This is a genomic window from Streptomyces sp. NPDC012827, assembly GCF_042900905.1.
Lineage (GTDB): Bacteria > Actinomycetota > Actinomycetes > Streptomycetales > Streptomycetaceae > Streptomyces > Streptomyces gulbargensis.
Map to the genome: position 1 here is coordinate 378,381 of NZ_JBIBBY010000001.1, position 19,714 is coordinate 398,094.

Sequence of the window (19,714 nt, forward strand, 5' to 3'; positions counted from 1 at the left end):
TAGGGCGCACAGGAGGCGCACGATGCGTGTCGCGGGCCAACCTGTGCGCCTATGTACGTTCCTGATCGGGTTTCGATCAGTTCCCCTCCCCCGGCCCGAGCGGGGAGAGGGGGGTGGAATCAGGCCAGGCCGAGGCGCTCGGCGGCGGCCGAGGCGTCGACCGGGACGGTGACCGGCTGCGGTGCGCCGGCGACGGCCCAGTCGGGGTCCTTCAGGCCGTTGCCGGTGACGGTGCAGACGATCCGCTGGCCCGGGTCGACCTTGCCCTGCTCGGCGGCCTTCAGCAGACCGGCGACCGAGGCGGCCGAGGCGGGCTCCACGAAGACGCCTTCCTGCGCGGCCAACAGCCGGTAGGCGCGCAGGATCTCACGGTCCGTCACCTCGTCGATGAAGCCGCCGGAGGCGTCGCGCGCGGCGATCGCGTGGTCCCAGGAGGCCGGGTTGCCGATGCGGATCGCGGTGGCGATGGTCGACGGGTCCTTGACGACCTCGCCGCGCACGAGCGGCGCGGAACCGGAGGCCTGGAAGCCCCACATGCGCGGCCGGCGGCCGGCCAGGCCGTCGGCGGCGTACTCGGTGTACCCCTTCCAGTACGCCGTGATGTTGCCGGCGTTGCCCACGGGCAGGACGTGGATGTCGGGGGCGTCGCCGAGCATGTCCACGATCTCGAACGCGGCGGTCTTCTGGCCCTCGATGCGGACCGGGTTGACCGAATTGACCAGCGCCACCGGGTAGTTCTCGGAGAGCGAGCGGGCCAGCGTCAGGCAGTCGTCGAAGTTGCCGTCGACCTGGAGGATCTTCGCGCCGTGCACGAGGGCCTGGCCCATCTTGCCCAGTGCGATCTTGCCCTGGGGCACCAGGACGGCGCAGACCATCCCGGCGCGCACCGCGTAGGCGGCGGCGGAGGCCGAGGTGTTGCCGGTGGACGCGCAGATGACGGCCTGCGCGCCCTCCTCCTTGGCCCGCGTGATGGCCATGGTCATGCCCCGGTCCTTGAAGGAGCCGGTGGGGTTGGCGCCCTCGACCTTGAGGTGCACCTCGCATCCCGTGCGCTCGGAGAGGACCTGAGCGGGAACGAGCGGCGTACCGCCCTCACGGAGCGTGACGACCGGCGTCGTGTCCGTGACCGGAAGGCGGTCCCGGTACTCCTCGATGATGCCGCGCCACTGGTGGGTGCCCTTGCTGGTCATGGGTCCTTACTCCCCTTCAACACGCATGATGCTGGCGACACCGCGCACGGTGTCGAGCTTGCGCAGCGCCTCGACCGTCCCGGAGAGGGCGGCGTCGGGCGCGCGGTGGGTGACGACGACGAGGGAGGCCTCGCCGTCCTTTCCCTGCTGGCGGACGGTGTCGATCGACACCCCGTGCTCGGCGAAGACCGTCGCGACCTGGGCGAGGACGCCCGGCTTGTCGGCAACGTCGAGGCTGATGTGGTACCGCGTGACCACGTCGCCCATGGGGCTCACGGGCAGCTGGGTGTACGCGGACTCGCCGGGGCCGTTGGCCTCGTTGAGTTTGTTGCGGCAGACGGCGACCAGGTCGCCGAGGACGGCGGAGGCGGTCGGGGCACCGCCGGCGCCGGGGCCGTAGAACATGAGCCGCCCGGCGGCCTCCGCCTCGACGAAGACCGCGTTGTACGCCTCGCGGACGGAGGCCAGCGGGTGGCTGAGCGGGATCATCGCGGGGTGCACGCGCGCGGTGACGGAGCCGCCGTCGGCGGCCCGCTCGCAGATCGCCAGCAGCTTGATGGTGCAGCCCATCTGCTTGGCGGAGGCGAAGTCGGCGGCGGTGACCTCGGTCATGCCCTCGCGGTAGACGTCGTCCAGGCGCACGCGCGTGTGGAAGGCGATCCCGGCGAGGATCGCGGCCTTGGCGGCGGCGTCGAAGCCCTCGACGTCGGCGGTCGGGTCGGCCTCCGCGTACCCGAGGGCGGTGGCCTCGTCCAGCGCCTCGGAGTAGCCGGCGCCGGAGGTGTCCATCTTGTCGAGGATGAAGTTGGTCGTGCCGTTGACGATGCCCATCACCCGGTTGATCTTGTCGCCGGCGAGGGACTCGCGCAGCGGCCGGATCAGCGGGATGGCGCCGGCGACGGCCGCCTCGTAGTACAGGTCCTGCCCGTGCTGCTGGGCGGCGGCGTAGAGGGTCGCGCCGTCCTGGGCGAGGAGCGCCTTGTTGGCGGAGACCACGGAGGCGCCGTGCTCGAAGGCGGTGGTGATGAGGGAGCGGGCCGGCTCGACGCCGCCGATGACCTCGACGACGACGTCGATGTCGCCCCGTTTGACCAGGGCGGTGGCGTCGGTGGTGATCAGCTCGGCCGGGATGCCCTCACGGACCTTGTCCGGGCGGCGGACCGCCACGCCGGCGAGCTCGACCGGGGCGCCGATGCGCGCGGCGAGGTCGTCGGCGTGCGTCGTCATGATGCGCGCCACCTCTGAGCCGACAACTCCACAGCCCAGCAGCGCCACCTTCAGCGGACGCGTACGCATCATCCGACCTCGTTTCTCGTACTTCGGCTTCGTATTTCTACGGTGGGAACCAGTCTCACTCACCGGACGGGCGTTTCCGCCCCATGTCCGGATCGTGAGACATCGATTTCATCACTCGGCCTATTTCATCACGCGACTATTTCGTCAGCCGACGTCGAGACGCAGGAGATCTTCCTCCGTCTCGCGCCGCACGACGACCCGCGCCTCCCCGTCCCGGACGGCGATGACGGGCGGCCGGAGCGCGTGGTTGTAGTTGCTGGCCATGGAGCGGCAGTACGCCCCCGTGGCCGGGACGGCGATCAGGTCGCCGGGCGCCAGGTCGGACGGCAGGAAGGCGTCCCGTACGACGATGTCACCGCTCTCGCAGTGCTTGCCGACGACCCGGGACAGCATGGGCTCCGCGTCACTGGTGCGCGAGACGAGGCTCACGCTGTACTCGGCGTCGTAGAGAGCAGTACGGATGTTGTCCGACATGCCGCCGTCGACGCTCACGTACGTCCGCAGCCCTTCGAGCGGCTTGACCGTGCCGACCCGGTAGAGGGTGAAGGCCGTGGGCCCGACGATGGCACGGCCCGGCTCGACGGAGATGCGCGGCGTGCGCAGCCCGGCGGCCTCGCACTCACGGGTCACGATCTCGCCGAGGGCCTTGGCGATCTCGTGCGGCTCACGCGGGTCGTCGTCGGAGGTGTAGGCGATGCCGAGGCCGCCGCCCAGGTCGATCTCGGGCAGCTCGACGCCGTGCTCGTCGCGCACCTCGGCGAGGAGCTGGACGACACGGCGCGCCGACACCTCGAAGCCGGCCATGTCGAAGATCTGCGACCCGATGTGCGAGTGGATGCCGATGAGCTCCAGGCCGTCCAGCGTGAGGGCCCTGCGGACCGCCTCGGCGGCCTGCCCGCCGGCCAGGGCGATGCCGAACTTCTGGTCCTCGTGGGCGGTGGCGATGAACTCGTGGGTGTGCGCCTCGACGCCGACCGTCACCCGGATCTGCACGCGCTGGCGCTTGCCGAGGGACTGGGCGATGTGGGCGACGCGGACGATCTCCTGGAAGGAGTCGAGGACGATGCGCCCGACACCGGCCGCGACGGCCGTGCGGATCTCGTCCTCGCTCTTGTTGTTGCCGTGGAAGGCGATGCGCTCGGCGGGCATGCCGGCGGAGAGGGCGGTGGTCAGCTCGCCGCCGGAGCAGACGTCGAGGTTGAGGCCCTCCTCGTGCAGCCACCGCACGATCGCGCGGGACAGGAACGCCTTCCCCGCGTAGAACACGTCGGCGTCCGGGCCGAAGGCCTCCGCCCAGGCGCGGCAGCGGGCGCGGAAGTCGGTCTCGTCGAGGAAGTAGGCGGGCGTGCCGAACTCCTCCGCGAGGTCGGTGACGGCGAGCCCGCCGAGGGTGACGACCCCCCGCTCGTCCCGCGCCACGGTCCGCGCCCAGACCTTCGGGTCGAGGGCGTTGAGGTCGGCGGGGGGCGCGGTGTAGTGGCCCTCGGGGAGGACGTCGGCGTGGCGGGGGCCTGCGGGGTGGGCGGAACGGCTCATGTCTGGCTCTGCTCTTTCAGATCCGGTCGGGTGCGCTGATGCCGAGCACGGAGAGGCCACCGGCGAGCACCGTCCCGGCGGCTTCGGCGAGCGCGAGCCGGGAGCGGTGGGCGGCCGAGGGTTTCTCGTCGCCGAGCGGCAGGACGGTGTGCTGGAAGGCGAGCAGCGCGTCGGCGGTGCTCTCGAGGTGCCGGGCGACCCGGTCGGGGGCGCGGTGGCGGGCCGCGGCGAGCAGGGCGGCGGGGTGGTCGCCGAGGGCGCCGAGGAGTACGGGGGCGTCGACGCCGGTCTCGTACGCGGGGGTGATGCCGAGCTGCCGTCCGTTGACGAGCAGCCGGCGCACGCGCGCGTGGGCGTACCGCACGCGGAAGAGGGAGTTGCGCTCGTGCTGGACGAGGAGCGGCGGCCCGTCGAGGGGCCGGTCCTGGGGGGCGGCGCGCAGGAGGCGCCAGCGGGCCGCGTCGGTTCCGAGCGTCCGGGGGTCGTACGCCCCGGGCCGTACGTGGATCCGCTCGCCGTCCCTCCCTCCGTACGCGACGTCGGCGCCCTGGTCACGGAGCAGCCGGGCGACGGTCTCCGTGACGATCCGGGCCCGCGCCTCGGCCGGCTCGGCGAGACGGACGGTGGTCCCGGCGAGGGCGCTGCCGTGCCCGTACGCGGGCCCCGCGTCGAGAACGGCGCGGATCAGCTCGCCGCCCGCCTCGCGCCGGAGCGTGAAGTTGAGGAAGCCGGGCCCGGTGATCTCCACGGCCCCGAGGCCGGGCGCGTCGCGCAGCCGCTCCTTCAGGATCCCGGCGACGTCGAGGGCGCTGAGCCCGGCGGGCCTGGCGAGGGCGAGGGCGATGCTGCTGGCGTACTCCCCGGTCCCCCCGGCCCGCGCCCGCTCGACCTTCACCCGCGGCAGGGCCCCTTCGCCGACCCGCAGCGCACCGTCGCCGACCGCGCGGCGCACGGCGTGCAGCACGGTGAGGGAGAGGTCCGCGGGGGTCACGGGACCAGCCTAGGGGAGGAGGGGGGTCGGAGCGCGAACCGGTTTCGCGATGCGGGACTGGGGTGGGTGGGGCCGGGTACGGGGTGCGGCCGGGTGCGGGGCGGCGGGGGCTCCGGGGCCCGGTGCGGGTGGTGCGGGGTGCGGGCGGGGGCGGACCGCCCCTCGTCAGCTCGGCGGCTGCCCGAGAGCGGCACCCCCGGCGGACCGCGTCTGCCCCTGTGCCTGCGTCTGCTCACCCTCCGGCTCCCGCGGCGCGGCCTCTTCCTGCCGGCCGATCGCGGCCGGCTCCTCTCCCCCGTCGGCCGCGCCGTCCGGCCCGGCGGCGCCGGGCCGCTCCTTCCGCTCGCGGTGCATGAGCTGCCGCACGACGCGCACGAGTTCGGTGGGCTCGAAGGGCTTCGCGAGGAAGGCGTCGACGTCGGAGGTCACCTCGCCCTCCCCGCAGGCGCTGATGAGCGCGACGGGCAGATGTCTGGTCCGGGGGTCGGCCCTCAGCCGCTCGGCGGTCGTGATCCCGTCCAGCCGGGGCATGACGACATCCAGGGTGACGACATCAGGACGGACCCGATGCACGACATCCAGACACTCGGCACCATCGGCCGCGGTCACGACCTCGAACCCCTCGAGTTCGAGATTGACCCTGATCAACTGCCGGATCACCTTGTTGTCATCGACAACGAGCACCCGACCGGGCATGCCTGACACACGAACGAGAGTAGGACCCCCCGCCCCCCGGCGTCCGGCTTTTGCCCACTTCTGACCCGACCGAGGGACCCCGCCCCTGGTGACACCACGGAAATACCTGTTCACAGGCACCCCTCGCGAGCTGGTAGGGTTCTACCCGTCGCCGCCGAACGCGGCGGACGCCCCCGTAGCTCAGGGGATAGAGCAACGGCCTCCGGAGCCGTGTGCGCAGGTTCGAATCCTGCCGGGGGCACTTCCAGGAAGTGCCAAGAGACCCCGTGATCAGCGGAAACGCTGGGCGCGGGGTCTTGTTGTATGTGCAGGCGTGTGCCGGAGTGGGCGGCCGTATGACATCTGACGCGCGCTTCACTCAACCGCTTACTTGTACTCACGCAGCAGGCCCTCGATACGCCGGTTCGCCACCTCCTGGCGGCCGTCGATGCACTCCGCGTACCGAGTCAGCAGCACCTCGACGCTGTTGCCCGCGCGCTCGGCGACCTCGGTGGCGTCCACGCCCGCGTTGAGCCACGTGGAGAGCGCGGAGTGCCGAAGGCCGCAATGTCGAACACGCGCCTGAGAAGGGCTCGCGGCTCGGTACTACTGGGTCGGGCCCAGCTCAGGAATGCAGTGCTTGCTTGGCCGCGGCATAGGGAGAACGGATTCCTTCAATCGACGGATCCGGCAGGTTTACAGTCCCCGGAGTACTCCCGGCTGACGGACGGGGGTTCTCGGGCAATCCCGTCTTTTCAAGCTGCGCGCATGACGCAAGACTCCTTCGAGGTCCGGAAGCCGGGCGACAACTCCAACCTCTACGCACAACCTGCTCCGCGCGCCGATCCGAAGCGCTCAGCCAGTCCGTGCCTGTAGCAGGACACCTCCGCCCCTCGCCCAAGGCGCAACCCTCAACTCCTAAGAGCAGAACACCACTGAGGCTGCGCGTTGATTTCGTGATCCTCCGGCCTACTCAGCAGCACTGCCGGTAGGCCCGGGTGCCTGGCCTACCGGCAGTGCTGCTGAGTAGGCCAGGCACCCGGGCCGCACTGTGAGCGGCGTTGACTAGTGGACGAACACCCTAAGGCGTAGCCGTGAGCCGAGGAGGCCAAGACGGTGTGCTGTCATGGCCTCCTGGCTTGCAGTGCGGCATCGAGGGCGGTGAGGTGGTGAGACAGCGATTCTGTACCGGCGGACTGTCCCTGGAGTTCGCCTTGGGCAACGCCAGCGGGGAACGCGTCGCCAGCCTCGGGAACGGCCACCTACGGCGCAGACCGCGTCGTGAATGGGAGCGTGGAGCGACCCGGACCGAGCTGACCGTATGTCCGAACTCCGCCGGGACGGAAGGTGGACGGCTCAGCCCAGATGGGATCTGGGATCCGCATCAGTGCGGCTTCAACGCGATACTCCTAGGGCAGAGCACTCTGCCTCCGAGACGGGGATCTTCGCCCGGCGCATGCCGGCGGATGGCAGAGGTTCGGCGTACCCTCCGCCTGTCAGTGACTGAAACCGATCGAGACTGGATGACGAGGTCGCGCTCGTCTGCCCGGTCCTGGCTTGAGGGGCCTTCGTACAATGGCGCTCCGCTTGGGCACTGGAATCCTCGCCTACCAGGGGGTGGGCGCAGCGGCGGACTGAAGGTAGCGAGAGGGGGAGCCATGACAAAGTTCAGGAAGGTGGCACCACTAGATGAAGGCGCCCAAGGAATGGTCTGGAAGGCCAAACGAGTCGGCTCCGATGAGCTCGTAGCGCTGAAGTATCTCAGGTTCGAATCGAACTCCTCGCGTCTCGAGAGGTCGAACCAGAAAAAGCGCTTCATTCGCGAAGTGGAAAGTCAGCGGAAGCTGATTCATCCCGGAATTATGCCAGTCCTGGCTTGCGCAACGAATTCTTCGACCCCTTGGTACGCCATGCCGTTGGCGGACGGAAGTCTGCAAGAATACTTTGACGAAGCGAAGAAGCCGATACCATGGGTTATGTCGGTCATGAAGGAGGTGATGGACGCAATCGAGTACGCGCATGAGCATGGGGTGATTCATAGAGATTTGAAGCCCAACAACATATTGCACCTCGACGGCAAGTGGCTTATCTCAGACTTTGGTTACTGCCGTCGCGTCAACTCCGAGAGCGCCGTGATCACCGAAAAAAATCACCTCGTCGGCTCCATGGCATACGCCGCACCGGAGCAGTACGACGACGCGCACGTGGCCACAGAGTCTGCCGACATCTACTCTTTGGCTAAAATCCTTATTCACCTCCTCACTTGGCAAACCCCGTTCCCTTACTCTCGCATCCAAGAAACCCCGAGAGATTGGCATGACCTACTGAGACGTTGCTTGGCGGAAAACCCTCGCCAGCGTCCGCAGAAGGTCGCAGATTTTCGACTTGAAGTGCTACCCCTCCTCACTGGACGATAGGGAGACCTCATGACCTCCATGTTCAAGGAAGACCCGGTTTTCAAAACGAACCCGGAAACGGTCGGCAGTCTTATCCGATCCATCAACGAGGGGTCGCTCGCTCTGCCAAACTTTCAGCGCAGCTTCGTCTGGGATCCGAAGAGGACTGTAGGTCTGATCAAGTCTATTATTCTTCGATACCCAGCAGGCACCCTACTGACATGGGAGCAGAGTTCCTCCCACAGGTTCGACTCGCGGCCCTTCGAAGAGGCACCAACGCATAACGTGAATGAGCCTCGGCGACTCGTGCTTGACGGACAGCAACGTCTGACCTCGCTCTACCACGCCCTCACCGGAAAGGGCGAATACCAGTTCTTTATCAAGGTTTGGCCCTTCATCAACCCAAGCGATTACACACTCTTGCCGATTGAAGAGGTTGAACTGGAAACCGCTATCGTGGCCTACGACACGCGCGGACGGTTGCGACATGACCCGCTCAAAGAAGAATGGCAACTCGAAAACGGAACCTTTCCTCTGTCCAGCTTCCACGAACTGAGGAAATCTTTTAAGGCGCTGTCTCGCTCCATCACCGAAGAGCGAGAAACCCAGGACACCCTGGAGGAAACCCTCCACCAGCTAAGGGAAGGCTACCTCCAACCTCTTGACTCCTACCCTTTCCCGGTGGTTGATCTACCTGAACACACCTCCTTGTTGGCTGTCTGTAACATTTTCGAGACATTGAATAAAACGGCAAAGCCACTGGGCGTGTTCGAGCTTCTGACCGCAAAGTTCTACCCGTCCGGCGCGCGCCTCAGAGAATGGTGGGAAAAAGCGCAGGCGGAATACCCCATCCTCTCCGAGTTCGACGTAGACCCATACAATCTTCTGCAAGCCGTTTCACTGCGAGCAAGAGGATCCGCTCAGCGTGCCGACATCCTGGGTAAGCTCACGTCGGAAGAGCTGGAACAACATTGGGATGCGGTCGTCACCGCAGCTGCCGACGTATTGGACATGCTCAAGCGCGAGTGCGGCGTGATCTCACCTCAATGGCTTCCGTATGGCATGCTTCTCGTTCCCATGGCAGCTATCTGGCCCGAAATCGCAGCCCTCCGTCCTCATCAGCGCGGGCAGGCGCGCACAAGGCTGCAGCAGTACTACTGGTGCTCCGTCTTCACGGAAAATTTCGACCAAGGTGCAAATAGTCAAGTTGGCGCGGACTACAAGCTGCTTAGAGGTTGGGTCACGAACCAAGAGGAAAACAAGGCTCCTGAATCCGTCGAGAATTTCGACCTGACGGATGCAGATCTTCTCAGCGCTCGAGCAAATCGGAAGGCGCTCTTCCGTGGCGTGATGTCGCTCCTCATCCAAGGTGGCGCTAAAGATTTTCTGTCAGCCCAGGCGGTATCAAATATTCGCCCTTCTGAGGCCAAGCTTGAGACCATCCAGGTATTCCCCAAGTCCTGGCTGCAAAAAAATTCCGAAACTCCCGTAGCGGATCTCATCCTAAATAGGATAATGGTCGACGGTGAGACGAGAAGGTCGATCAAGGGTAGCCCTTTGCATGAGTACCTCAGCTCTCAGGAACCCTCTGTTCAGACAAAACTGGTAGACGTTCTGTCATCCCACCTGATTAACACACAACCTGAATACGGCTTCCGGTGCGGCGATTACGAGGACTTCTTGCAGGAACGACTTTCTCTTGTCCTCGAGGCCATCGAGCAGGCCACGGGGCAGGCCGTGGTGGTGGATTCGGAAGTCGGCGAACCATAGTTTGAAGGGTGGGCAATGCCCCGCCAGCAGAAGTGGCGCCTCAAGGGGTGAAATGACAGCGCCGCCTTTGGTGATCACTCCCTCGGAGATGCAGGTGTTGACCTCAGGCGCCGACCTGCTCTGGGCGGCCCCTAGGGTTCGCCCTACAAAACAGAGGCCCACCATCGCGCCCTTGGTGCTGGGCGGCGAAATCCGTACTTTGCCACGAGATGCGGCCGCCAAGCTCCATGAAGATCGCCCGGCCGACCGCTCCGGTGGGAACCCCGGCGGATAGGCTGGGCCGGCTCCGGGGTAACGGGGTCCGATCGTGGCGTGTGTGGGGTGGGGAATGGCGAAGCACCGGTTGTCCAGGAGAGGTCGTTACATCGCTCTGGCGGTGACGGGGGGCGTCGTCGTCGCCGGGGCCGGGGTCGCGGCGCAGAGTTCGATGGCGGCTCCGGCGTGGCCGGCGCAGAAGACGTACACCGGGCGGGCGTTCGACGCCTGTACGGCTCCTTCGCTCAGTGCGATGAAGGCCTGGAAGAAGGACGGGTACTACGGCGGGGTCGCCGTCTACGTCGGTGGCAGGAACCGGGGGTGTGCGCAGCCGAACCTGACGAAGTCGTGGGTGAAGTCGGTCGACACGCTCGGCTGGCGGGTCATTCCGCTGTACGTCGGGGCGCAGCCGCCCTGCCAGAAGAGCCGGAACAAGGAGCGGTTCACCGCGGCCACCGCCGCCTCGGTCGGGGTGAGCAACGCCAATGACGCGATCGCCAAGGCGTCGGCGCTCGGCATGAAGGCCGGCAGCCCGATCTACCTCAACATGGAGTCGTACGACATCGCCGACAAGGCGTGCAACGACGCCACGCTGACGTACGTGCGGTCCTTCACCAGGACCCTGCGGGCCAAGACGTACCGGGCGGGCCTCTACGGGTTCAGCAGCTCCAGCGCCAAGGCGGTCGCCACCGCCAAGGACCGTACCGATCTGCCGGGCAACCTCTGGTACGCCCTGTGGAACGGGCAGGAGACCACGACCAGGGACTGGCCCTGGGACCCGAAGCTGTACACCGGCCACAGCCGCGGGCACCAGTACAAGGCCAACAGCAAGGAGACGCGCGGCGGTCACACCATCAACGTCGACCGCAACGCCTGGGACGCGCCGGTCGCCATCATCGGCTGAGGGCCGTCCGCGCGCCTTCGTCCGCCCCGGTCGGGGGACGTTCCGTCGTTCCCCGGACGGGAGCGGGCGGGCGGGAACACAATGCGCGCATGGACGATGACTGGGGGCGACGGATCGCCCAGGTGCAGGCCGAGTTCGTCAGGGGCGGGGATCCCGTGGCGTGGGTGACCGAGGCCGACGCCGTCGAGGGGGCCATGCGCTACCGGGGCCTCGCGGTGCGGGGGGCGCTGTTCGGGGTGGCCGCGCGGGAGGTGGGGGCCACGGGGCCGTGGCGGCTGGTGGTGCCGGTGCGGGCCGGGATGCCGCAGGAGTCGCGGGACAGTCTGCAGTCGCTGCTGTTCTTCCGGGCGAAGGACGACACCGACGATCCGGCCGTGCGGCGGGAGCTGATCGCGGCGGTGCGGGTGCTGGAGCGGGAACCGGTCGACGAGATCGACGTCCTGGGGGTGCGCTACCGGGTCGTGCGGGCCGACGAGTTCGCGCGGAGCGGGGACGGCGGGTGTCTGGAGCCGCCGCGGCCGACGGATCCCGAACCGGTCTTCCGGGTGTGGGAGGGGCGGTCGACGGCGCCGGACCCCGATGTGGACGTCGTCCTGGATCCGGACCGGTCCCGCGGGCCGATGGCGGAGGCGATGCGGTTCGGGCTGCGGAGTTTCCACTACGGGGCCGAGCGGTATCCGGCGGCCGTACGGGCCGATTCGGAGCGGGCCGTGACGACGCACCCGGACATCGCGCTGCTCCCGGTCCGCTTCGGGGTCGTGGAGCGCACCGGGGAGACGTGGGAGCCGCACGATTCGCTGCTGCCGACGCCGCACGAGGCGCGGCGGTCCCTGTACCAGGACATGATCAGGATCTGGCCGCTGATCCATCGGTGGAGCGCGCAGGAGTGCGAACCGTACCGGCGGGCGGCCGAGTTGTTCCGGGCTGCCGGACGCGCGGACGTGGCGCGGGTGCGGGGGCGGGAGTTCCGGATCTTCCGGGCGGAGCGGATGGTGCGGATCGGGCCGGACGGCCCCGAGGGGCCGCGCCCGTCCGATGTGGACGAGTACGGCCCCCAGAAGCTGCATCCGACGATGGACGAGGACGGCACTCTGCGGCAGAGCGACGACCCGGCCGCTACGTGACGTTGACCGCCGCCCAGGCCGCGGCGACCGCCTTGTACTCCGCGCCGCCCGCGCCGTACAGGTCCGTGGCCGCCGACAGGGTGGCCGTGCGGGCGCCGGCGTAGGTGGTGGAGGAGGTCATGTAGGTGGAGAGGGCCTTGTACCAGATCTTGTAGGCCTTCTCGCGGCCGATGCCGGTGAGGGTGGAGTTGTCGTACGTCGGGGAGTTGTAGCTGACGCCGTTGACGGTCCGCGCGCCGCTGCCTTCGGCGAGGAGGAAGAAGAAGTGGTTGGCCGGGCCGGACGAGTGGTGGACGTCGAGGCGGCCGAGGCCGCTGGACCAGTAGTCGGCGGAGGAGCCGTCGCGGCTGGGCTTGTCCATGTACCGGAGCGGGGTGCCGTTGCCGCGGATGTCGATCTTCTCGCCGATGAGGTAGTCGCCGGTGTCGGCGGCGTTGGCGGCGTAGAACTCGACGGAGGTGCCGAGGATGTCGGAGGTGGCCTCGTTGAGGCCGCCCGATTCCTTGCTGTAGCGCAGGCCGGCGGTCGCGGAGGTGAGGCCGTGGGTCATCTCGTGGCCGGCCACGTCGAGGGAGGTCAGCGGCCGGGCGTTGCCCGCGCCGTCGCCGTAGGTCATGCAGAAGCAGGAGTCGGACCAGAAGGCGTTGACGTACGCGTTGCCGTAGTGGACGCGCGAGTGGGCGGCGGCGCCGTCGCCGCGGATGCCGTTGCGGCCCAGCTCGTTCTTGTAGAAGTCCCAGGTGACGGCGGCGCCGTAGTGGGCGTCGGCGGCCGCGGTCTCACGGTGGGTGGCGAGGCCGTTGCCCCAGATGTCGGTCGTGTTGGTGAAGAGGGTGCCGGTGCCGCTGGTGGCGCCCTTGAGGTCGTACGTCCGGTGGCCGCCGCGCGCGGTGTCGGTGAGCGAGTACGAGGGGGCCGTGCCGAGCGTGACCTGGCCGCTGTACTGGGTGTGGCCGGTGCCGGTGGCCACCGCCTCGTAGGAGTACAGCTCCTTGCCGGTGGTGGCGTCGGTGACGACGTGACGCTCGCTCGGGGTGCCGTCGTGCTGGAGGCCGGTGACGACCGTCTCCCAGGCGAGGGTGGGCCTGCCGGTGGCCGCCCAGATCACCTTGCGGGTGGAGGTGGGGTTCTCGGCCTGGTTCTCGCCGGAGGCGAGGGCGGCCTTCCCCGCGGCGGCCGCGGGGACGGCGGCCGTGGTGGTCGGCACGGATATGCGGGCGCCGGTCGCCTTGGTGGCGGAGTGGGCGCCCGACTTCTTCCGGTGGACGACGAGGTCACCGCCGAGGACCGGGAGGCCGTCGTAGGTGCGCTCGTAGCGGGTGTGGACGGTGCCGTCGGCGTCCTTGACGACATCGCGGACGACCAGCTTCTCCCGGCCGGAGAGGCCGAGGGTGCGGGCGGTGGCGGTGGCGCCCGCCTGGGCCTCCTGGACGGCGGCGGCGCGCTGGGAGCCGGTGAGCACGAGCGCGGTCGCGCCGGCCTCGCGCTGGGTGGCGGCGTCGTACCGGGTGTCGGCGCCGGCGGTGCCGGCCTGGACGCCGACGACGACCATCGCGGCCGAGGCGAGCAGGGCGGCGGCGCGGAGGGTGGTGGTGCGGGTCCGCCGGGTGGGGGCGGCGGTGGGGGTGGTGCGGAGGTGCGAGGACGGGAGGCGGGTCACGCGGGCTCCTTCGCCGGAACACGTGGGGGATTCGTGGGGGGTGACGCGGAGGTGAGCGTGCCAGCGAAAGACGATCTTTGACAGGTATGCAACAAGGATTTGACCATCTGTTGTCCGAAGGGCGGCCAACCCGGTCCGCTATGCGGTGAGTTGGCCGCCCTCCGGCAGGGCCCGCGGGACCCGGATCAAGCGGTGCGCTTGCGCGGCGTGGCCGTCTTCCCGCCCGTGGCCTTCTGCGCCGTCTTCTTGGCGGGGGTCTTCTTGGCCGTGGCCTTCTTGGCGGGGGTCTTCTTGGCCGCCGCCTTCTTCGCGGCGGTCTTCCCGGCCGGGGCCTTCCCCTCCGGCGCGGCGCCCTCGGCGGCCTTGTCCCCGGAGCCCCCGGAGGCCTTCTCCGCCGGAGCCTTCCGCGCCGCCCTCCCCTTCCGGCCGGTCTCCTCCGCCTCCTCCCTCCGCCCGCGCGGCTTGAGCTCGGTCACCTCGGCGGCCGCCCGCTCCGCCGGCGCCTCCCCGCGCGCCTCCTTCGCCGCCCGCACACTGCTCTCCAGGGCCGCCATCAGGTCGATGACCTGGCCACCGCGCCGCTCCTCGCCCGGCTCCGGAGGCGCCACGCCCTCGCCGCCGGCCGCCTTCGCTGCGATCATCTCCTCCACGGCCGTGCGGTAGTCGTCGTGCAGCGAGCTGATGTCGACCTCGCCGAGCGTCGCCATCAGGGCGTCGGCCAGGTCGAGTTCGGCCTCCCGTACGCTCACCGGGGTCTCGGGCGCCACGCCCTCCGGGGCGCGGATCTCGTCCGGCCACAGCAGCCCGTGCATCGCGATCACGTCGTCCACGACCCGCAGCATCCCGAGCCGCTCCCGGCCGCGCAGGGCGAACTTCGCCACCGCCACCTTGTCGCTGCGCTTGAGCGCCTCGCGGAGCAGGGTGTACGGCTTGGCGGCCGGCACGCCGTTCGCGGAGAGGTAGTACGCGGTGTCGATCTGGATCGGGTCGATCTCGGCGGCCGGGACGAAGGCCACGATCTCGATCGTCTTGGCCGTCGGCAGGGGCAGCGAGGCCAGGTCCTCGTCGGTGATCGGGATCATGGTCCCGTCGGCGTCCTCGTACGCCTTGCCGATCTCCGGAGAGGACACCTCCTCCCCGTCGAGCTCGCACACCTTCTTGTAGCGGATGCGCCCGCCGTCCTCGACGTGGATCTGGCGGAAGGAGACGGACCGGCTCTCCGTGGCGTTCACGAGCTTGATCGGGATACTGACCAGCCCGAAGGAAATGGCGCCATTCCAGATGGAACGCACGGTTCGCTCCCTTCACACCATATGGACGGGAATCATGGGATTCTCATCGTATGACGCCCATCACAGAGGTGGAGGGGCGGCGCCTGGCGCTCAGCAACCTGCACAAGGTGATCCATCCGGTCACCGGCACCACCAAAGGCGAGGTGCTGCACTACTACGCGACCGTCGGAGCCGCGATCCTGCCGCATCTGCGGGACCGGCCGGTCTCCTTCCTGCGCTACCCGGACGGTCCTGACGGGCAGCTGTTCTTCACCAAGAACCCTCCGCCCGGCACGCCCGCCTGGGTGAACACCGCCCCCGTGCCCCGCTCCGAGGACCCCGGGGCCCGGCAGGTGGTGATCGAGGACCTGGCCTCGCTGATGTGGGCGGCGAATCTCGTCGTGGAGTTCCACACGCACCAGTGGCGGGCCTCCTCCCCCGCCGTCGCCGACCGGCTCGTCCTCGATCTCGACCCGGGGCCGCCCGCGACGGTCGTGGAGTGCTGCCGCGTCGCCCTGCACCTGCGGGAACGGCTCGCCGCCGACGGTCTGGAGGCCTTCGCCAAGACCTCCGGGTCCAAGGGGCTGCACCTGCTGGTGCCCGTGGAGCCCACGCCCTCGGCGGAGGTGTCGGCGTACGCGCGCCGGCTCGCCGTCGAGGCGGAGGCCGACCTGCCGGGGCTGGTCGTGCACCGGATGGCCAAGGCGCTGCGGCCCGGGAAGGTCTTCGTGGACCACAGCCAGAACGCGGCGGCGAAGACCACCGCGGCCCCCTACACCCTGCGGGCCCGGGCCCTGCCGGCCGTCTCGGCGCCCGTCAGCTGGGAGGAGGTCGAGGGCTGCCGGCACCCCGGGGACCTCGTGCTCCTCATGGACGACATCGCGCCACGTCTGGAGCGGTACGGCGAGCTCCTCGCGCCCCTTTTCGCGCCGGAGCGGGCCGGGGGCGTGCCATGAGGCCGGCCGCGCGGGGAGCGGGCGGCGGACCGGGAGCGGCCCCCGAGTCCGGCTCCGGAGCCACCTCCGGCCCCGGCCCCGGCGGCGGACCGGGACCGGCCCGGGGAAGCGGCGCCCCCGGCCCGGGCGGCGGCGGGGACACGCACGACCGCGGCGACACGGACGGCGGGGACCGCGGCGGTCGCTCCGCCTCCCCCTCCCCCGTCGTCCTCGTCCCGCCCCTGGACGTCGTGCGGCCGCGCTCCGCCGACGCCATCCCCCCGCAGAAGCCACCGCCCCACGACCTCCAGTACTCCCTCAAACTCGACGGTTTCCGCGCCCTCGCCTTCGTCCTCGACGCGGGCAAGGTCGTCCTCCAGTCCCGCACCCACCGCGACCTCGCGCCCGAGTTCCCCGGCATCGCCGCGGAGCTGCGCGCCCAGCTCCCGCCGGGGATCGTCCTGGACGGCGAACTGTGCGCCTACCGGGAGGGCCGGTTCAGCTTCCCCGACCTGCTCCGCTCCCACGCGGACCGCGTGCGGTCCGGCGTCCCCGTCTTCTACGTGGCCTTCGACCTGCTCGCCATGCCGGGCCGGGACCTGCGCGGCCTGCCACTGCGCGACCGGTGGGAGCTGCTCGGCGCGGCCCTGCGGCACGCCGAGCCGCCGCTCCAGCGGGTGCTCGCCACCCGGGACGAGGAGACCGCGCGGGACTGGTTCCGGGACCTGCGGGAGGCCGGGGTGGAGGGGATCGTCGCCAAGACGCTGGCCTCGCCCTACCGGCCGGGCCGCGGCTGGGCGTGGCGGAAGGTCCGGCACGCCGACACCACGGACGGCGTCCTGGTCGGGCTCACCGGCCCGGCCGACCGGCCCAGGGCGCTGCTCGTCCGGCTGCCCGACGACCGTACGGTGCTGACCTCGCCGCGGCTGACGCCGGCGCAGGCCCGGCTGGTCGGCGAGCTGGTGCGCGACCGGCTCGGAGCGTCCGTGCGGGACCCCGCGCACGGGCCCGTCACCCTGCTCGACCGCCCGCTCGCGGTGGAGCTGCGCCAGGTCGCCGGGCGGCACGAGACGGCCGCCTTCGTGCGCGTCCGGGGCGAGCCCTGAACGCGGCGCGGGAGGCGGTCGGCCGCGTCCGGCTCCGCCACGCTGAGCAACTGCCGGACAGCGCACCGCACATGGCGCAAAGCGAGCGCAACTCGCCCGCTGGGCAGGGGCGATACGGACAGTAAGGGGCTGTCCTCCGTGCCGTGGTGCACACTTGCTGCCTGGTACAGCGCTCACGGGGAAGGCGGCCTGGCAATGCTGACGGGGATCGAGGAGGTCGACTGGGCCTCACTGGGGCACGCGTACGGCCCCGCGGACGACGTACCGGCACTGCTCCGCGGGCTCGCCTCCCCCGATCCGGCGGAGCGGGAGACCGCGCTCGACGGCATGTACGGCGCGGTGCACCACCAGGGCGACGTCTACGACTCGACGCTCGCCTGCATCCCCTTCCTCCTCGAACTGGTCGCCGACCCGGCCGTCCAGGACCGCGGCTGCATCGTCGAGCTGCTCACCAGCATCGGCGGGATCGAGCTGGACGACGACGAGGACGAGCTGGACGAACTGGGGCCGGACGACGACGAGTTCATCCCCGCCGCCAACTACTCCATGGCGGCGGCCGCCGTCGCCGCCGGGGCCGACGTCTTCCTCGGGCTCGTCGCGGACCCGGACCCCGAGGTACGGCTCGCCGCGCCCTGCGCGCTCGCCTCCCTGCACCCGGAGCCGGGCCGGGTCCTGACCCTGCTGCGGGAGCGGCTCACCGTCGAGCGGGACACCGAGGTGCTGCTCGCGCTGGTGGCCGCCGTGGGGCAGATCGCCCTGCGGCACGCCTTCCTCCGCGACGAGACCGTCGAGTGGCTGGACTGGCTCGCCCGGGCGGCCCAGGACCCGGGGTTGCGGCTCGCGGCCCTCGCCCAGCTGGCGCGGTGCGCTCCGGCCGCCATCCCGGACGACGTGGTGGAGCGGGTGACCGAGCTCCTGGAGCAGATCAGGACCGTGCCGCGCGGCACGGGGCCGGGCGCCGGGCCCGGGCCGGCGGCGGGTGCGGGTTCGCCCGCGCCCACGGGCCCGGGCACCGGGAACGGATCGTCCGCCGCCGGTTCCGGCGAGGGGCGGCCGCCCTCCACCCCGACCCTGGTCGGGCAGGTCCGTGAGCTGCTCGGCGAGCACACGGCCGGCCGGCCTGCTCCCTGGACGGAGGAGCTGCTGCGGACCCTGCACACCGCCCTGGACGACCGGGTCGACGACCGCATCGCCCTCGTCCTGGCCCAGCTGCGCAGCCCCGACTGGGGGCAGCGGGCGGACGCCATCTGGCTGTGCGGCGGGCTGATACGGCGCTGGCGGGGACGGTACGAGGAGGTGGTCCGCCTGGTCGGTGCACAGCTGCACGACCCCGAGCCCCGGCTGCGCGAGGCCGCGACCGCCTTCCTGGAGCGCCTCTTCGAACTGTGCGGCCCGGCCTCCGACGCGCTCGCCGCGCGCGTGGGGGCCCGGTCGGCCGTCTCCTACGTGCCGTACGAGCCCTTGGAGACGTACGGGACGCGGGAGGCGTACGGGTCGGGCGCGTTCCGTGGCTCGAACGGCTCCGGCGGTACGGGCGGCTTCGGCCGTTCCGAGGCGCCGGGCGGTGTCCGTACCGGTCCCGCCGGCGCCCCGGACGGGGGCGGAGGCGGTGACCGGCCGGGAGGTGACGGGGCGCTCCTCGCGCTCGCGCGGGCCGGCGACGCCCGTGCCGTACCCCTGCTCGCGCGCGCCCTGGAACGGGGGGAGGTCCGGCAGGAGCTGCTGTACGCGGTGGACGGCCTCGGCCCCGCGGCCACCGCGCTCACGCCGCTGCTGCGGCTCCGGCTCGCGGAGGTCGACCTCGACGAGCGGCTCTACGACCGGGCCGCCCCGCTCCTGTACGCGCTCGGCGCCGTCCGGGGCACCCAGGCCGTGCCGGAGGTGCTGCGGGTGCTGCGCGGGGCCTCTCCGAACCGGCGCGAATGGGTGTGGGAGTCGGCGCTGCGCACGCTCGCGGCCTTCGGCCCGGCCGCGCGGGCGGCCGCCTGGGACCTGCGCCGGTTCCTGTCCGCCGACGCGGCCCCGGTGGCCACCTGGGCGGCCCGGGCCCTGTGGGCGGCGGAGGGCGACACGCGGGAGGTGCTGCCCGCCCTGGAGCGGTGGCTGCGGCCGGGCGTCCCCGCCGGCGACTGGTGCGCGGCCGCCCAGGCGCTGGGCGCGATCGGCCCGTCGGCGAGCCCGGCGGCCTCCGCGCTGCGCCCCGGCCTGGCCTCGCGGGACCTGTGGGTGCGGGTGCACGGAGCGGCGGCCCTGTGGCGGGTCTCCGGCGAGACGGACCGGACGCTGCCGGTGCTGCTCACCGCGTGGGAGGAGAACCGGCACACGCGCCCCGAGGTCGCCGCGTGCCTGGCGGAGATGGGTCCGGCGGCGGCGGACGCGCAGCTGGTGGTCCTCACGGAGCTGACCCGCAGACGCCGCCACAACGCCCGCGAGGGCACCTCGGGCAGCCACGACATCCACGAGGACGAGAAGCTGCTGACCCTCTGCCGGGCGGCCCTCGCCCGGATGGAGCGGCACTCGCGGTAGGTCCCGCCCTCCGGATGCACCGTGTGGACAAAAAGGACTTCCGTACGAATCAGGCCTTAAGGTCTACGGGAGAACCACC

Annotated in this window: 14 protein-coding genes, 1 tRNA gene and 1 pseudogene; 8 read left to right on the forward strand and 8 right to left on the reverse strand. The window is 70.5% G+C overall.

Annotated features, from left to right (window positions below; translation table 11 throughout):
• Positions 1 to 119: 119 nt before the first annotated feature.
• The 5 genes from thrC to ACFY60_RS01675 form a co-directional block, all read right to left on the reverse strand.
• Positions 120 to 1,190, reverse strand: coding sequence for a threonine synthase (thrC, locus tag ACFY60_RS01655; protein WP_388607675.1), 1,071 nt, complete (start codon positions 1,188 to 1,190; stop codon positions 120 to 122).
• A 6-nt stretch (positions 1,191 to 1,196) separates the two neighbouring features.
• Entirely contained in the window at positions 1,197 to 2,489 is a 1,293-nt protein-coding gene (locus ACFY60_RS01660; protein ID WP_388607672.1) for a homoserine dehydrogenase, read from the reverse strand.
• A gap of 141 nt (positions 2,490 to 2,630) precedes the next feature.
• On the reverse strand, positions 2,631 to 4,022 hold the full coding sequence (gene lysA, locus ACFY60_RS01665) for a diaminopimelate decarboxylase (protein ID WP_388607669.1): 1,392 nt from the start codon (positions 4,020 to 4,022) through the stop codon (positions 2,631 to 2,633).
• 16 nt (positions 4,023 to 4,038) lie between these two features.
• On the reverse strand, positions 4,039 to 5,013 hold the full coding sequence (nrtL, locus tag ACFY60_RS01670; protein ID WP_388607668.1) for an ArgS-related anticodon-binding protein NrtL: 975 nt from the start codon (positions 5,011 to 5,013) through the stop codon (positions 4,039 to 4,041).
• A 165-nt stretch (positions 5,014 to 5,178) separates the two neighbouring features.
• Positions 5,179 to 5,709: a response regulator gene (locus tag ACFY60_RS01675; protein WP_388608158.1), complete on the reverse strand. Its 531-nt coding sequence runs from the start codon at positions 5,707 to 5,709 to the stop codon at positions 5,179 to 5,181.
• A gap of 169 nt (positions 5,710 to 5,878) precedes the next feature.
• On the opposite strand from ACFY60_RS01675, the gene ACFY60_RS01680 reads away from it, so the two are divergent.
• Positions 5,879 to 5,950, forward strand: a tRNA-Arg gene (locus ACFY60_RS01680).
• 125 nt (positions 5,951 to 6,075) lie between these two features.
• Here the strand turns inward: ACFY60_RS01680 and ACFY60_RS01685 are convergent.
• A pseudogene (locus tag ACFY60_RS01685) lies at positions 6,076 to 6,255 on the reverse strand (site-specific integrase); the annotation flags it as partial.
• Positions 6,256 to 7,346: 1,091 nt separating this feature from the next.
• Here ACFY60_RS01685 and ACFY60_RS01690 point away from each other — a divergent pair.
• The 4 genes from ACFY60_RS01690 to ACFY60_RS01705 all read left to right on the forward strand — a co-directional run bounded on the left by ACFY60_RS01690 (position 7,347) and on the right by ACFY60_RS01705 (position 12,137).
• Positions 7,347 to 8,105, forward strand: a complete 759-nt coding sequence (locus tag ACFY60_RS01690; protein ID WP_388607665.1) for a serine/threonine-protein kinase — start codon at positions 7,347 to 7,349, stop codon at positions 8,103 to 8,105.
• Positions 8,106 to 8,114: 9 nt separating this feature from the next.
• Positions 8,115 to 9,854, forward strand: a complete 1,740-nt coding sequence (locus ACFY60_RS01695) for a DUF262 domain-containing protein (protein ID WP_388607664.1) — start codon at positions 8,115 to 8,117, stop codon at positions 9,852 to 9,854.
• Positions 9,855 to 10,182: 328 nt separating this feature from the next.
• Positions 10,183 to 11,013 carry a glycoside hydrolase domain-containing protein gene (locus ACFY60_RS01700; RefSeq protein WP_388607662.1) on the forward strand — a complete coding sequence of 277 codons (831 nt, stop codon included), beginning with the start codon at positions 10,183 to 10,185 and terminating at the stop codon, positions 11,011 to 11,013.
• Between the two features lie 89 nt (positions 11,014 to 11,102).
• A complete protein-coding gene (locus tag ACFY60_RS01705) occupies positions 11,103 to 12,137 on the forward strand; it encodes a DUF5954 family protein (protein ID WP_388607660.1) in 1,035 nt (344 codons plus the stop codon).
• On the opposite strand, the gene ACFY60_RS01710 is transcribed toward ACFY60_RS01705, so the two are convergent.
• The gene (locus ACFY60_RS01710) at positions 12,130 to 13,689 is read right to left on the reverse strand and encodes a M4 family metallopeptidase (RefSeq protein ID WP_388608157.1); all 1,560 of its coding nucleotides are present in this window, start codon (positions 13,687 to 13,689) and stop codon (positions 12,130 to 12,132) included. The two genes, ACFY60_RS01705 and ACFY60_RS01710, sit on opposite strands and share 8 nt — an antisense overlap.
• A 293-nt stretch (positions 13,690 to 13,982) precedes the next feature.
• Entirely contained in the window at positions 13,983 to 15,089 is a 1,107-nt protein-coding gene (locus ACFY60_RS01715; protein WP_388607658.1) for a Ku protein, read from the reverse strand.
• Positions 15,090 to 15,139: 50 nt separating this feature from the next.
• On the opposite strand from ACFY60_RS01715, the gene ligD reads away from it, so the two are divergent.
• The 3 genes from ligD to ACFY60_RS01730 all read left to right on the forward strand — a co-directional run bounded on the left by ligD (position 15,140) and on the right by ACFY60_RS01730 (position 19,635).
• On the forward strand, positions 15,140 to 16,024 hold the full coding sequence (ligD, locus tag ACFY60_RS01720) for a non-homologous end-joining DNA ligase (RefSeq protein WP_388607657.1): 885 nt from the start codon (positions 15,140 to 15,142) through the stop codon (positions 16,022 to 16,024).
• Complete coding sequence (locus ACFY60_RS01725) at positions 16,021 to 17,109, forward strand: DNA ligase (protein ID WP_388607655.1); 1,089 nt, start codon at positions 16,021 to 16,023, stop codon at positions 17,107 to 17,109. The genes ligD and ACFY60_RS01725 overlap by 4 nt, the downstream gene beginning before the upstream one ends.
• A 195-nt stretch (positions 17,110 to 17,304) precedes the next feature.
• A complete protein-coding gene (locus ACFY60_RS01730; RefSeq protein WP_388607653.1) occupies positions 17,305 to 19,635 on the forward strand; it encodes a PBS lyase in 2,331 nt (776 codons plus the stop codon).
• Positions 19,636 to 19,714 lie beyond the last annotated feature (79 nt).

Coding starts and splice junctions, on each gene's coding strand:
- lysA (WP_388607669.1), bottom strand. CDS start 4,022: ATGAGCCGTTCCGCCCACCCCGCAGGCCCCCGCCACGCCGACGTCCTC.
- ACFY60_RS01695 (WP_388607664.1), top strand. CDS start 8,115: ATGACCTCCATGTTCAAGGAAGACCCGGTTTTCAAAACGAACCCGGAA.
- ACFY60_RS01725 (WP_388607655.1), top strand. CDS start 16,021: ATGAGGCCGGCCGCGCGGGGAGCGGGCGGCGGACCGGGAGCGGCCCCC.
- ACFY60_RS01705 (WP_388607660.1), top strand. CDS start 11,103: ATGGACGATGACTGGGGGCGACGGATCGCCCAGGTGCAGGCCGAGTTC.
- ACFY60_RS01660 (WP_388607672.1), bottom strand. CDS start 2,489: ATGATGCGTACGCGTCCGCTGAAGGTGGCGCTGCTGGGCTGTGGAGTT.
- ACFY60_RS01700 (WP_388607662.1), top strand. CDS start 10,183: ATGGCGAAGCACCGGTTGTCCAGGAGAGGTCGTTACATCGCTCTGGCG.
- ligD (WP_388607657.1), top strand. CDS start 15,140: ATGACGCCCATCACAGAGGTGGAGGGGCGGCGCCTGGCGCTCAGCAAC.
- ACFY60_RS01710 (WP_388608157.1), bottom strand. CDS start 13,689: ATGGTCGTCGTCGGCGTCCAGGCCGGCACCGCCGGCGCCGACACCCGG.
- ACFY60_RS01730 (WP_388607653.1), top strand. CDS start 17,305: ATGCTGACGGGGATCGAGGAGGTCGACTGGGCCTCACTGGGGCACGCG.
- ACFY60_RS01690 (WP_388607665.1), top strand. CDS start 7,347: ATGACAAAGTTCAGGAAGGTGGCACCACTAGATGAAGGCGCCCAAGGA.
- thrC (WP_388607675.1), bottom strand. CDS start 1,190: ATGACCAGCAAGGGCACCCACCAGTGGCGCGGCATCATCGAGGAGTAC.
- ACFY60_RS01675 (WP_388608158.1), bottom strand. CDS start 5,709: ATGCCCGGTCGGGTGCTCGTTGTCGATGACAACAAGGTGATCCGGCAG.